Raw genomic sequence first — 12,834 nt, 5'->3', positions numbered from 1 at the left:
GAGGCTGCACGATGCTAGAGGTTTTTGGCCGTCGTCCCTACCTGGTGCTGTTGGTGATGGCGCTGCTGCTTGCGCCGGTGCCGCTTTTGCAGCTGAACGACTACATCCTTCATGTCCTGACGCTGTTCTTGATCTTTGCCGTCTTTGCCACCGGCTGGAACCTGACCCTCGGCATCTTGGGCTTGAAGACGCTGGGCCACCACGCCTTCTTTGCGGTTGGCGCCTACGCCTCCGCCATGGTGTCCCATTACTTCGGGGTCAGTCCCTGGATCACCATTTGGCTGGCCGCCCTGATTGCCGCGCTCACGGGTCTCCTGATCGGCTTTCCGATCCTGCGGATTCGCTCCATGCCGCATGTGGCGATCGTGACGCTTGCCTTCGCGGAAATCGTGCGCCTCGTTTTCGCGAACCTGAAGGAGATCACCCGTGGTGAACTCGGCTTCTGGGGTATCCCGCCGTTTGATCCGATCCAGATCGGTGAAACCACGATCCGCTTCGGCCTCGGCAATGCCGCCGGGTCCTTCGCCGTTGCCGCGATCATGTTTGTTGGCGTGCATCTGGCGCTGCTTCTGCTTTTGCGCGGTCGTTGCGGCCTGACCTTCCTTGCCATCCGCGATGCGGAAGCCGCTGCCGAAAGCCTGGGTGTCCGCCTGGCGGCGTGGAAGCTGTTTGCTTTTGCAATCAGTGCCGCGGTTGTCGGCTTGAGCGGCGCCGTTTACGCTCATTACGTGCTGATCCTCACGCCAACCTCGGTGGCGGGGCCCGAAATGCTGATCAGCCTTTTGGCGATGATCATTGTCGGTGGCGTCGGCCGCTTTTTCGGCCCGATCTACGGTGCTCTTCTTTTGACCGTGACATCCGAACTGCTGCGCGACTTTGGCGATTTCCGGATGCTGCTCTACGGTGCCTTGATCATCGTGTTCGTGTTTGCCGCGCCTGCGGGGATCGCAGGATTGAAGCCGCGGTTCAGCCGCAAAGAGACCGAAACAAGGAAGACGGTCGAGGCGGTGTAGGCGTGCAGGCAGCGGCGTCGGTCACTGCTTGCGACGGAAGTTGGTGAAACCACAACAGGGGAATGAACATCATGTCCAGGCTATCCTTTCCGGCACTTGTTTCAGCAGGATTATTGGGGGCGGCCCTTCTCGCCTTGCCCGCCCACGCCCAGGAGGAAATCACCATTGGCGCCGTCGGACCTTTGACCGGTCCGGCCGCAAACACAGGCAAGGACCATCGCCAGGGCCTTGAACTGGCAGTGAAGGACTGGAACGACGGCAAGGGGAATTACGTTTCCCAGAACCCGCCGAAGATCAAGCTCGTGATGGAAGACACATCCGGAAAGCCGGAAGTCGCCATCAGTGCCGCCCAGCGCCTGATCACCCGCGAAAACATCAAGATGCTGATCGGCGACACGCTGCACAGCCACGTGACGCTGGCGCTGATGGAACTGGCGCCGCAATACAACCTGCCGATACTCAGCGCCGAGCCGGTCAGCTCCGCGATCGCCGATAAGGTGCTTTCGGACGAAGAGCGCTACCAGCTCTACTGGAAGGGCAACTGGAACAGCAGCGGCTATGGCACGGCCGTGCACGACTTCTACAAATGGGCCTTCGACAACAAGACTTTGGACCCCGGCGACAAGAAGATCGCGTTCGTGGTGGAAGACACGGATTACGGCATTGCCAACGCGGAAAAGGTCGGTGAACTGTTCAAGGCCGATGGCTGGACCGTGACCTCCACGGAAACCGTGCCGCCAGCAACCACCGATTTTTACCCGCAGCTTTCCAAGCTGCGCGAAGCAGGTCCGGACGTGGTGGTGTCCGTGTTCACCGTTGCCAATTCCGGCATTGCCTTCGTGCGCCAGCTGAAGGAACAGGCGCTGGATACCTCGCATCTCGCGATCTACTATCCGACCAAGCCGGAATTCCTGCAGCAAGCCGCGGACGTGGCGGAAGGCACGTACTGGGCCGCGCTGACCTTCAGCTCGGAACTCAATCCGGAGCACAAGGCGTTCAGCGATCGCGTGCAGGCCGAATACGGCAACCCCGGCACCTACAGCACGGCGCATGCCTACTGCACGATGGAAATCGCTCTGCGCGCCATTGATGCCGCCGGTTCAACCGACCCGAAGGCCATTGCCGAGCAGATCAAGAACACCGACCACGAATGTGTTGTCGGCCGGTTCAAGTTCGACAAGGACCATGCGGTGCAATCCGGACCGGACTTCATTCCGGTTCCGGTCGCGCAGATCCAGGGCGGCAAGAACCAGATCATCTGGCCGGAAAACGTCGCGACCTCGAAGCCGCAATAAGCTCAGGCTACCCCAAACCGCCGCGGGGCCACGCCTGGCCTCGCGGCTTCTTTTCGCGCCTATTATGGGCGGCGCAACCGCAGACCGAAGAGACTGGATGCAGGGAATGACCACCGAACAGCAAAGCAACGGCGCGGAGCGCCTTTGCGAAACGCTCATCGTTCAGGGCGTGGATGTTTGCTTTGCAAACCCCGGCACGTCTGAAATGCATTTTGTTGCCGCACTCGACCGGCGCCCGGACATGCGCTGTGTTCTCGGTCTCTCCGAGGGCGTGGTGACCGGCGCTGCCGATGGCTATGGGCGCATGGCCGACAAGCCGGCGGCCACCCTTCTGCATCTGGGGCCCGGACTGGCCAACGGCCTGGCCAACCTGCACAACGCCAAGCGGGCCCGCACCCCGGTGATCAACGTCGTTGGCGACCATGCAACCTATCATCTGAAGTTCGATGCGCCCCTTGCCAGCGACATCGATGGCCTGGCCAGGCCGATGTCGGACTGGGTTGGCCGCGCGACCCATCCCGACAAGCTTCCGTCGGAAGCCGCGGACGCATGGGAAGCGGCCGTGTCTATGCCTGGCGTAGCAACGCTGATCCTGCCCGCCGACATTGCGTGGAACAAGGCACAGGGTGGATCGATCAAGCCCCGGCAGCGGGCTGCCTTGCCCCCGGTCGAAATGGCGAAGATCAAGGCGGCAGCAGCGGACCTTCGCCAGCCCGGCCGAACTGTTCTCCTGCTCGGAGGGCGCGCACTGCGTGCCGGAACGCTCCAGCGGATCGCGGCCATCTGCGCGAAAACCGGCGCGGAATTCATGGCGGAAACCTTCAACGCGCGAATCGAGCGCGGCCAAGGGCGTGTTCCGGTCAGGAAGCTGCCCTACTACGTTGATCCAGCGCTGGCGCGTCTTCGCGGCGTCGAGCGCATCATCCTGGTGGATGCCCGGCCGCCGGTCGCCTTTTTTGCTTATCCAGACAAGCCCAGCCTCATGAATGAAGAGGGCAGCCGGATCACCACGCTGGTGGGGCACCATGAGGATCTCGCCGACGCAATCGAGCGTCTGGCCGATGAAGTCGGTGCCGCCGAGACGGCGCCTCTTCCGGGGGGCGGCGTCAAGGAGCCGCCGGCTTTCGATCCCGGTCCGCTGACGGCCGACACGGCCTGTGCCATCGTGGCCGCTTCCCTCCCGGACGGGGCCATCGTCACCGACGAATCGGTGAGTTCGGGCCGCATGTTCTTTGAAGCGAGCTACAATGCTCCGGCGCACGATTACATGCAGCTGACCGGCGGCTCCATTGGCATCGGCTTGCCCTTGGCAACCGGGGCGGCCGTCGCCTGCCCGGACCGTCGGGTGGTTTGTCTGCAGGCGGACGGTAGCGCCATGTACACGGTGCAGGCGCTTTGGACACAGGCGCGCGAGCGCCTCGACGTCACGACGGTGATCTTGTCGAACCGCCGCTACGCCATTCTAGAAAACGAGATGGCCAATGTCGGTGTGCAGGATTATGGGGCGAATGCCCGGCGCATGCTCACCTTCGACGATCCCGCGCTGGACTGGATCAGCCTTGCCCGCGGCCATGGCGTTGAAGCCGCGCGGGCGCAAACCGGTGCGGAACTGGCCGATCTCCTGCGCTCGTCCTTCCGGCGGCGTGGACCCTTCCTGGTGGAAGCCGTTATCTGAAGCCATCACCGCACCACCAGTTAGCAACACTCGAGGACCAGAACAACGATGCGTGCTTTCTACCACCCCGATCAGGCGCTGCATGAAACCCTGCAATATATGCGGTTCGGCCGGGTTGTTGCGCCAAAAGACCTGCCGGAACGGACCGAACGCCTGCTGGACGCATTGGCACACCATGGCATCGCGCCGGAAAAACCGCGGGAGCATGGCAAGGAACCCATTCTCGCCGTGCACGACGCGGGCTTCATCCGCTTCCTCGAAACGGCGTGGGACAAGTGGCAGGACCTGCCATCCGAACGAGGACCGGAAGTGTGGCCGAGCACCTTCCCTTATTGGAGCGGCAGGCCGGATGAAGATGTCCGGCCGCCATGCCGGCCGAGCGGTTTCATCGGACAGCTCGGCTGGTATCTGGGCGATCTGTCCGTACCAGTTGGGCCTCATTGCTGGACGTCTGTGCTTCGCTCCGCAGAAACGGCCGTTGAAGGTGCGGAAGCGATCCTGGCCGGCGAACGGGCCGTATATGCCCTCTGCCGGCCGTCCGGTCACCACGCCCGCGCCGACCGCGCGAGCGGGTTCTGTTACGTGAACAACACCGCGGTTGCAGCCCAGCTTCTCCGCTCCAAATACGGCAAGGTCGCGATCCTGGATGTGGATGCGCACCACGGGGACGGGACGCAGCAGATCTTCTACCGCCGGCCGGATGTGCTCACCGTTTCGGTGCACGCCGACCCGGACAACTATTATCCGTTCTTTACCGGCTATGCCGATGAACGGGGCAATGGTCCGGGTGAAGGCTCAAACCTGAACCTGCCGCTGCCACACGCCAGCGGCGCTGCCGCGATGGCCTCGGCGGTGGACACGGCGCGGGAGGCGATCCATGAGCACGGCGCGGAGGTACTGGTGGTGGCGCTCGGCTTTGACGCCCACAAGGATGATCCGATCGGCGTGCTCAAGCTCGACGCGGATGATTTCGGGATGATCGGGGAAAAGGTGCGGAACATCGGCCTGCCCACTCTTGTGGTGCAGGAAGGTGGCTATGCCATCGACGCAATCCAGGCTTGTTTGGACGCATTCCTGACCGGCTTTAAGGGCTAGCGCCGTTCCAAGCCTGCGCGTCGCGCATCAAAGCAGCGACCCCTGCACCGGCCTGTCTTCAACAGGAGCCGGTGCTTCGCTGCGCCGCGCCAACTCGGTTGCTGCGGTGAAGCGAACATCGACGTCGCGATCCTGCGCAAAGGCAAGCAAGGCGTCGAGGGTCAGGCGCTCCCAGCTTTTGCCCCGGTCCAAGCCTGCCGGCACGCGCGGCAGCAGGCCCGGCTCACGGCTCCAGGCAATCAACTGCTCAAGGGATGCTTCGTTGAGCAGGTCCCTCAGGTGGTGCGCGGTGACATAAGCGTCCGGCATGGCACGATGGGCCGGCAGCCCCACCTCGTGAACCAGCCCTTCCGGCGAGCGCAGATAGCGCAGCATCTGGTTGGAAAAGCGGGGCAGATGCGGCCACACCCGCAGCGCGCATTTCCAGGTGCAGATCCACGGCACGTCACCGGTGAAGCGCGGTGTGCAGTAGCGTTGCTCAAAGCCAGCGCGATGCGCTGCCAGGGCCAGGCAACCGCCTTCCGGCCGCAGAACATCCGGTGCGACCTCGCGCCAGAACGGCGCGTCAGCAACATCGGCATCCCGGATGTGGTGCACCGCCATTGTATCGGGCGCAATTGGCCGGCCGGGATTAACAAGGATCGCACCGCGTTCTCCTGACAAGCGCCAAAGCCCGTCCGCACCGAGAACGACATCCTGCCAGCCGACTTCGCAAACATCCTGTCGGCCGTTGCCGCCGGTTTCCAGGTCGACAACGCGGATGCGGGAATGAGACATGAAGCAAAGCTATGGTTGCGCCGGCCGGAAAACAACGCGCGCCAAAGCCGCGCGTGTGCCAACGCTTCTTTTCGGCGCATGCTTGAGGCGGAAAGACAACCATGCGAGGGGAGCCTCCTGCGTCCCCGGGCGGAAAGCGCCACAACACGGGAAGCGCGCCGTTTCCGGTATGCTGCGGCTCCGGATCATCCTTGGCTGGAATGGAGATCGAGGTGCTGGTTTACGAACTGGCGGCCCTTGGGGCTGCAACATGCTGGGCGGCCACGGGGCTGCTGGCGGTGCGACCAGCCGCTCATCTGGGTGCCCTGGCGTTCAATCGCTTCCGGCAAGTCTTGGTTACCGCCGGGCTCGCCATCTATGTTCTTGCAACAGGAGAATGGCGAACGCTCGGAACCGAGGCCGTTGTCCCGCTGCTCTTTTCGGGCGTGGTCGGGATTTTTGCCGGCGACACGCTCTTGTTTGCGGCCTTGAACCGCCTGGGCCCGCGGAAAACAGGGGTCATCTTTGCCTTGAACGCGCCTATGGCGGCGCTGCTTGGCTATGCGCTGTTGGGCGAAGTGCTTGCTGCGCAGGCTGTGGTCGGCATCCTGTTGATCGTCGGCGGGGTGATCACCGCGATCCTGTATGGCCGTCGCCGCACCGACGTCCACGCATGGGAAACGGTGAAGGGTTCGCTTTGGGTTGGCGTGGCGCTCGGCCTTGGTGCAGCCTTGGGCCAGGCCGTTGGCGCAATCCTCGCCCGCCCTGTCATGGCAGGCGGCATGGATCCATTCCTGGCGTCCATGGTGCGTGTCGGGATCGCTGCCCTGCTTCTTACCGCCCTGACTGCCCTTCCGTTTGCGTCCGTGAAGCCAAGGAAGGCAGCGTTGACGCCTCAGGTGGCGCTTCTCACCGCGCTGACCGGCTTGCTCGGCCTCGGGGTCGGGATGACGCTGCTGCTTTTTGCCTTGAGCGGCGGCAAGGTCGGGATCGTTTCCACACTCTCGGCAACCACGCCGGTGATCATCCTTCCGATGCTGTGGGCGCACACCGGGGAGCGGCCCACAGCAGGCGCATGGATCGGTGCCGTCAGCGTCGTCGCGGGCATGGCGCTGCTGTTCTTGCGGTGAGTCTTTGTCACGCAAAGGCTTGACCGTTTCGCATGGGGCGGCTTGAAGCGCAGGTGCCGCTGCATGTGGCGCATCATCTTGGGAAGTCTCTTGGATCTCGTGTTTTCGGGTTGCTCCGTCCGTTATGGCGAACGCGTCGCACTGCATCCGCTTGATCTGCGGGTGCAAGCGCATCGGGTGGGCGTGATCGGGCTGAACGGCTCGGGAAAGACCACCTTCGCCCGGCTCATCAACGGTTTGACACTGCCAAGCCTAGGCCGGGTGGTGGTGAACGGCATCGACACGAGGGCCGAGCCCGACCGGGTGCGCGGAGAAGCCGGATATGTCTTCCAGAACCCGCAAAACCAGCTGATCATGCCGGTGGTTGCGGACGACATCCGCTTCGGCCTCAAGGCACGGGGAGCAACAACCGCGGAGGCCGAGCAGCGCACGGCGTCGGTTCTCGCGCGTTTTGGCATCGCCGAACTCGCCCAGCGGCGCGTGCACGAACTATCGGGCGGCGAACTGCAACTGGCGGCAATGGCCAGTGTTTGCGCCCTTTCTCCGAGCATCCTCGTTCTTGATGAGCCGACTAACCAGCTCGACCTCAGCAACCGCCGTCTCGTGATCAAGGCAATTGAGACCATGGCGGAGGATGCTCTGGTGGTGACGCATGACCTGGAATTTGCGGCGCGTTTGCCGCGGCTGCTTCTGTTCCACGAAGGCCGGCTTGTCGCCGATGGGGCGCCGGGCGAGACCATCGCGCGGTATCGGGAGATCGCGGGATGCTGAACGGCTTCTACGTCGAGGGCAATTCACTGCTCCACCGCATAAGCGCGGAAGCAAAGCTTCTTGGTCTGGCGGCGCTGGGAGTCGCCTTGTTCTTTGTTTCATCGCCGCTGCTGCTGGGCGGGGTGCTTGTTGTTGCCGCCGCGTTTTATCTTCATGCCGGGTTGACGCCGGGCAAGGCGCTGCGCCGGCTGATGCCCGTGCTTTATTCGCTCCTGTTTCTGATGGCGCTGAACCTGTTCTTTCTGTCGGCAGCGGAGGTTGGGGTGCTGTTCCTGCGCATTCTGGCGCTTCTCGTCGCGGCGGCGGCAGTGACGGCCACGACCCCCATCGACGCGATTATCACGGCGGTGAACCGGCTGCTGCGCCCGCTGGAGCGAACAGGACTCCTGCGTCCCGGCGACGCCGGTCTTGCGGTCGGGTTGAGCCTCCGCTTCGTGCCCGATATTCTGTCGCGCTATGGAGCCTTGGCAGAAGCACACAAGGCTCGGGGCTTGAAGGTTCGCCCCTTGACGCTTTTGACGCCGCTGGTGATCCTGACGCTGAAGCAGGCCGATGATGTCGCGGCAGCAATCGACGCGCGGAGCCTGCGCGCCGTGGCGCCCCCGCCCACGAAATCCTCCAACAAAGGAATCCGCCCTTCATGACGACGCGAGATCTCGCCTTCGCGGCTCTTTTCACCGGCATCATCATCGTTCTCGGTCTGGTGCCGCCTGTTCCGCTGGGCTTCATTCCGGTTCCGATCACGCTGCAGTCCATGGGCGTGATGCTGGCTGGCTGCATCATAGGCGCCAAGCGGGGCGCGCTTGCTTACCTGATCTTTGTGCTTCTGGTGGCGGTCGGCATGCCGGTGCTGTCGGGCGGACGCGGTGGCCTGGCTGTGTTGTTCGGACCGACCGGCGGCTATGTGCTCGGCTGGATCGCGGCGGCCCTGGTAACCGGCTTCTGTGCCGAACGCCTTGTTCGCGAAGAACAGGGCGAATGGCGACAGCTTGCCGGCTTCTTCGCTGCTTCGGTGGCTGGCGGCATCGTCGTGCTTTACCTCATCGGCATGCCCTGGGTTTCCCTTGTTGCAGGCACACCTTTTTCAGCCGTGGCAATGGGATCGCTCGCTTTTATCCCTGGCGACCTCCTGAAGGCCGCCATCGCTGCCCTTGCCGCACGCGCCGTCTTGGCCGGCTATCCGCTGCTTCGCCAGCGCGCATAAGGCACCGCTGAAAGCAAGGGGAGGGATGGAGCGAGATTGCACGTTCCGTCTTGCCTGATGCTGCCGCTGCATCAGATTAGCCGGTGAAGCGGCACACGTTACGGGCGGACGAAAGCGGGTGGAACAAGCGAAAGACACAACCGCCTCTTCGCCCTTGTCCCCCTTGCGTTCGCCGGTGTTCCTGCGGGTCTGGCTGGCCAGCCTTGTTTCCAATCTCGGTGGCCTGATCCAGTCCGTCGGCGCGGCGTGGTTGATGACGTCGATCGCGAGTTCGGCCGACATGGTGGCGCTGGTCACAGCGTCCACCACGCTGCCCGTCATGATCTTCTCACTCGCTTCGGGCGCAATCGCCGATAACTTCAACCGCCGCTATGTCATGGTGGCAGCACAGCTCTTCATGCTGCTGGTGTCGGTGCTCCTGGCGCTCTTCACCTGGTTCGAGTGGATGACGCCATGGCTTTTGCTGGGCTTCACCTTCCTGATCGGGTGCGGCACGGCCCTGAACAACCCGTCCTGGCAGGCTTCGGTCGGTGACATGGTGCCGCGTGCCGATCTCCCTCAGGCGGTGGCGCTCAACAGCGTGAACTTCAACCTGACCCGCAGCGTGGGGCCGGCGATCGGCGGCTTGATCGTGGCCAGCGCTGGCGCGGTGGCCGCTTTTGCCGCGAACGCGTTCAGCTACCTGCCATTGCTCATCGTGATCCTGCGCTGGCGCCTGGCTGCGCCAGCCAACACGCTGCCGCCGGAAACGCTGGGCCGTGCCATGACCTCTGGCCTCCGCTATGTCGCGATGTCGCCGCAGATCGAGAAGGTGCTGCTGCGGGGGCTGCTTTTCGGCTTTTCGGCCATCATTGTTCTGGCGTTGCTGCCGATCGTGGCGCGCGATGAGCTCGGCGGCGGACCGTTGCTTTATGGCCTTCTGCTGGGCTGCTATGGCATCGGGGCCGTCGGCGGTGCCTTTCTTGGCGGCAAGGTGCGCCAGCTGACCTCGAATGAAGTGATTGCACGTGGCGCCTTCATCGGCTTTGCGGTGAGCGCCCTTGCGATCGGCTATGGCGGCAGTGCCTGGGCGGTGGGGCTCGGCGCTTTTGTGGCCGGCGCGTGCTGGGTCATGGCGCTGTCCATGTTCAACGTCACCGTCCAGCTCTCGACCCCGCGCTGGGTGCTCGGACGGGCACTTGCGCTTTACCAGACGGCGACGTTCGGCGGCATGGCGCTGGGCAGCTGGATCTGGGGACTCGTGGCCGAAGCGCACGACATCCCGTCAGCCTTCCTTCTTGCGGCCGTTGTGATGCTGGTCGGCGCGCTGCTGGGTCGCTGGCTGCCGCTGCCGGATCTTTCCAGCGAAAACCTCGAGCCCCTCAACCGCTGGAAGGTGCCTGATGTGGCGCTCGACCTTCAGGGTCGCAGCGGCCCCATGGTGGTTCTCGTGGAGCATATCATCCGAAAAGAGGACTCGGCGCGGTTTCTGGCGCTGATGCGCGAACGGCGCCGCATCATAAGGCGGGACGGCGGCCGCCAATGGGAACTGATGCTCGACACCCAACACCCCGACCAATGGATCGAAAGCTACCATCTGCCAACCTGGAACGACTATGTTCGGCACAACCAGCGTCGCACCCATGCCGATGCGGTGATCTACGACGCGATCCGCGCGCTGCATGCCGGCGCGGAGCCTCCGCGCATCCACCGGATGGTTGTGCGCCCAACCGACATCAAGGAGCCCGGCCTGCAAAACAAGACACCGATGGATCTGGGCGGATGAAACCGGTGTCCCATGTTCATGAGTTGCTCATCATGAACATGGGACACTGCTCCAGCAGCAAACGAGGAAACCCCAATGGCAATTTTTCGCGCCTACACCGCGACCGATCTGATTTCGCCTACTGCCTGGAGAGGCACTGTGGTGACCGCCGACTCCGGAGAGTTCACGCTCACCGACGGCGGCCGTGAGGCGGTGTATCTCGGAACCGGCCTGAGATACGCACCGGATCTTTATCTGGTGGACGGCATCGTCACCGCTTACGAGGAATATGGCCGCGACGGCAACCTGCTCGGCGAAGCCTATGATTTCCGGGTGCCGGCCTTTGCAGTGGCCGATGCGATCTACGCCAATGATCTGCGTGGGCTCCTTGTCACCGCCTTCAACGGAAACGATACGGTCTATGGCTCGCAGTTCAGCGACCGTTTGAGCGGCTTCGGGGGCAACGACATCATCAATGCCGGCCTGGGGCGCAACGACATCGATGGCGGCACCGGCTTTGATTACGCGGTTTATTCCGGACGCGGCGCCGACTTCACGATCGACGTGGATGACGGCGTGATCTACCTGACGCGGCGGGACGGCGCGATAAACGACGCCCTGTTTTCCGTTGAGCGCTTGTCATTCGACAACGGCCTGTTGGCCTTCGATGAAGGCGCGGCGGCTGGGTATCGCCTGTATCAGGCTGCCTTTGACCGCACCCCCGATCTCGGCGGACTGTCTTACTGGGTGGATCGCCTGGATGGCGGCACGTCGCTGACGAGCGCCGCAGCCGACTTTATCGGCTCGGCGGAGTTCCGCAGCCTCTACGGCAGCAGCCCAACCGACGCACAGTTCGTGGACCTGCTTTACCGCAATGTGCTTGATCGGCCGGCCGACGGCGGCGGCTATGACTATTGGCTCGATCGCATGGACAGCGGCATGAGCCGCGCCGAGGTGCTCGTGGCCTTCTCGCAAAGCGAGGAAAACCGCGTGAACGTACAGGGCGCGATCGAGAACGGCATCTGGCTGGATGCCGCTTATCTCGCCTGAGGCGGCAGGCGGGGCTTCGGCCCCGCTCATCCTCACCCGGAGCCTGGATGAAGCTTCCTTTGCCGAGTTCAACCAGCTTCGGCGGCTTCATTTCCCGCCCGAACGCAACCACACCCCGGCCCATTGCACGTTGTTCCACAAGCTGCCGGGCGCGGAGCTGAGCCGGAATCGTCGATGATCTCCAGGCGGTGACGGTAAAAACGCCCGTGCTTCCAGCAGGGCTTCCGACCGCACATTACGATCCAGAATAAGGCTCCGTCGGCGAAAGCGATGGCCTTGCACAACGACCTTGCGGTCGCCTTTCGACCATCCTTGATCCACGGCACCGGACTGGATCTGTGGTTCTACCGCAGTGGGCCGTGCGAATTGGCTGCAGCTTCGCGTTCAGCGTCGGTTCAGGTGATTGAACTTAATTTCGATGTGAGTTGAACCACTTGGGCGCCCGGTGCGTTTTCGCGCCACGGGCAGATCCGCGCCCGAAGGAGAACCTGAGATGCGCAAATTCCTTATCCTTTCCATTGCCGGCATGATGCTGGCCTCGCCGGGAGCGATGATTGCCCCCGCTGCTGCACAGGACGTTCGGATCGAAGTTGGTCCCGATGGCGTGCGCGTGCGTGACCGGGACCGGGAGCGCCGCGAGCGCTTTGAGCGGCGTGAAGAACGGCGTGAAGACCGGCGCGAAGACCGGCGGGACCGCCGCGGCTGCAGCGTGGACCGAGCGCTCGACAAGGCGGAGCGTTTAGGCCTGCGCCGTGTGCGCGTTCTGCGTGAAGGCCGCCGCACCATTGAAGTCGGTGGACGCGATCGGCGAGGCGATCGCCGCGTCATTACCTTCGGCCGCGACCGTGGCTGCCCGGTTTATTGATCGACCCCACCGACTTCACGAAGAAAAAGGCGGCCTTTCGGTCGCCTTTTTTGCGTCAGCGTCTCATGATCACCCAAACGGCATGGATGATGCCCGGAATGTAGCCGCAGAGCGTCAGGAGGATGTTGAGCCAGAAGTGCAGCCCAATTCCGACCTGCATGAAAACGCCAACAGGCGGAAGGATGATGGCGAGCAAGATGCGCAAAACGTCCATGGCGGGGGCGTGCTCCTCGTTG

13 protein-coding genes are annotated in these 12,834 nt (G+C 63.4%); 11 read left to right on the top strand and 2 right to left on the bottom strand.

Translation table 11 applies throughout. The features are described 5' to 3' along the window. Positions 1–11 precede the first annotated feature (11 nt). The 4 genes from J5Y06_RS01395 to J5Y06_RS01380 all read left to right on the top strand — a co-directional run bounded on the left by J5Y06_RS01395 (position 12) and on the right by J5Y06_RS01380 (position 5,078). On the top strand, positions 12–1,013 hold the full coding sequence (locus J5Y06_RS01395) for a branched-chain amino acid ABC transporter permease (protein WP_209333322.1): 1,002 nt from the start codon (positions 12–14) through the stop codon (positions 1,011–1,013). 71 nt (positions 1,014–1,084) lie between these two features. Continuing rightward, positions 1,085–2,308 (top strand): ABC transporter substrate-binding protein, encoded by a 1,224-nt coding sequence (locus J5Y06_RS01390; protein WP_209333321.1) that lies wholly within the window; start codon positions 1,085–1,087, stop codon positions 2,306–2,308. A 106-nt stretch (positions 2,309–2,414) separates the two neighbouring features. Next, positions 2,415–3,983 (top strand): acetolactate synthase large subunit, encoded by a 1,569-nt coding sequence (locus J5Y06_RS01385; RefSeq protein ID WP_209333320.1) that lies wholly within the window; start codon positions 2,415–2,417, stop codon positions 3,981–3,983. 48 nt (positions 3,984–4,031) lie between these two features. After that, positions 4,032–5,078 (top strand): histone deacetylase family protein, encoded by a 1,047-nt coding sequence (locus J5Y06_RS01380; RefSeq protein ID WP_209333319.1) that lies wholly within the window; start codon positions 4,032–4,034, stop codon positions 5,076–5,078. A 27-nt stretch (positions 5,079–5,105) separates the two neighbouring features. Here the strand turns inward: J5Y06_RS01380 and J5Y06_RS01375 are convergent, their stop codons facing one another. Further along, positions 5,106–5,855: a DNA polymerase III subunit epsilon gene (locus J5Y06_RS01375; protein ID WP_209333318.1), complete on the bottom strand. Its 750-nt coding sequence runs from the start codon at positions 5,853–5,855 to the stop codon at positions 5,106–5,108. 212 nt (positions 5,856–6,067) lie between these two features. On the opposite strand from J5Y06_RS01375, the gene J5Y06_RS01370 reads away from it, so the two are divergent. From J5Y06_RS01370 to J5Y06_RS01340, 7 genes are all read left to right on the top strand, one after another. Next, the gene (locus J5Y06_RS01370) at positions 6,068–6,964 is read left to right on the top strand and encodes a DMT family transporter (protein WP_209334317.1); all 897 of its coding nucleotides are present in this window, start codon (positions 6,068–6,070) and stop codon (positions 6,962–6,964) included. Positions 6,965–7,054: 90 nt separating this feature from the next. After that, positions 7,055–7,735 (top strand): energy-coupling factor ABC transporter ATP-binding protein, encoded by a 681-nt coding sequence (locus J5Y06_RS01365; RefSeq protein WP_209334316.1) that lies wholly within the window; start codon positions 7,055–7,057, stop codon positions 7,733–7,735. After that, on the top strand, positions 7,729–8,379 hold the full coding sequence (locus J5Y06_RS01360; protein ID WP_209333317.1) for an energy-coupling factor transporter transmembrane component T family protein: 651 nt from the start codon (positions 7,729–7,731) through the stop codon (positions 8,377–8,379). Before J5Y06_RS01365 ends, J5Y06_RS01360 begins: the two co-directional genes overlap by 7 nt. Further along, positions 8,376–8,939 carry a biotin transporter BioY gene (locus tag J5Y06_RS01355; protein WP_209333316.1) on the top strand — a complete coding sequence of 188 codons (564 nt, stop codon included), beginning with the start codon at positions 8,376–8,378 and terminating at the stop codon, positions 8,937–8,939. The genes J5Y06_RS01360 and J5Y06_RS01355 overlap by 4 nt, the downstream gene beginning before the upstream one ends. A gap of 118 nt (positions 8,940–9,057) precedes the next feature. Next, positions 9,058–10,704, top strand: a complete 1,647-nt coding sequence (locus J5Y06_RS01350; protein WP_209333315.1) for an MFS transporter — start codon at positions 9,058–9,060, stop codon at positions 10,702–10,704. A 75-nt stretch (positions 10,705–10,779) separates the two neighbouring features. Continuing rightward, on the top strand, positions 10,780–11,733 hold the full coding sequence (locus J5Y06_RS01345) for a DUF4214 domain-containing protein (protein WP_209333314.1): 954 nt from the start codon (positions 10,780–10,782) through the stop codon (positions 11,731–11,733). 493 nt (positions 11,734–12,226) lie between these two features. Next, positions 12,227–12,598, top strand: coding sequence for a hypothetical protein (locus tag J5Y06_RS01340; RefSeq protein ID WP_209333313.1), 372 nt, complete (start codon positions 12,227–12,229; stop codon positions 12,596–12,598). Between the two features lie 55 nt (positions 12,599–12,653). Here the strand turns inward: J5Y06_RS01340 and J5Y06_RS01335 are convergent, their stop codons facing one another. Next, positions 12,654–12,812: a YqaE/Pmp3 family membrane protein gene (locus J5Y06_RS01335; protein WP_209333312.1), complete on the bottom strand. Its 159-nt coding sequence runs from the start codon at positions 12,810–12,812 to the stop codon at positions 12,654–12,656. Positions 12,813–12,834 lie beyond the last annotated feature (22 nt).

Origin of the sequence: Tianweitania sediminis (assembly GCF_017813335.1) — a bacterium.
Lineage (GTDB): Bacteria > Pseudomonadota > Alphaproteobacteria > Rhizobiales > Rhizobiaceae > Tianweitania > Tianweitania sediminis.
The sequence above is the reverse complement of the archived record's forward strand: the minus strand, read 5'-3'. Positions and strand labels throughout refer to the sequence as shown.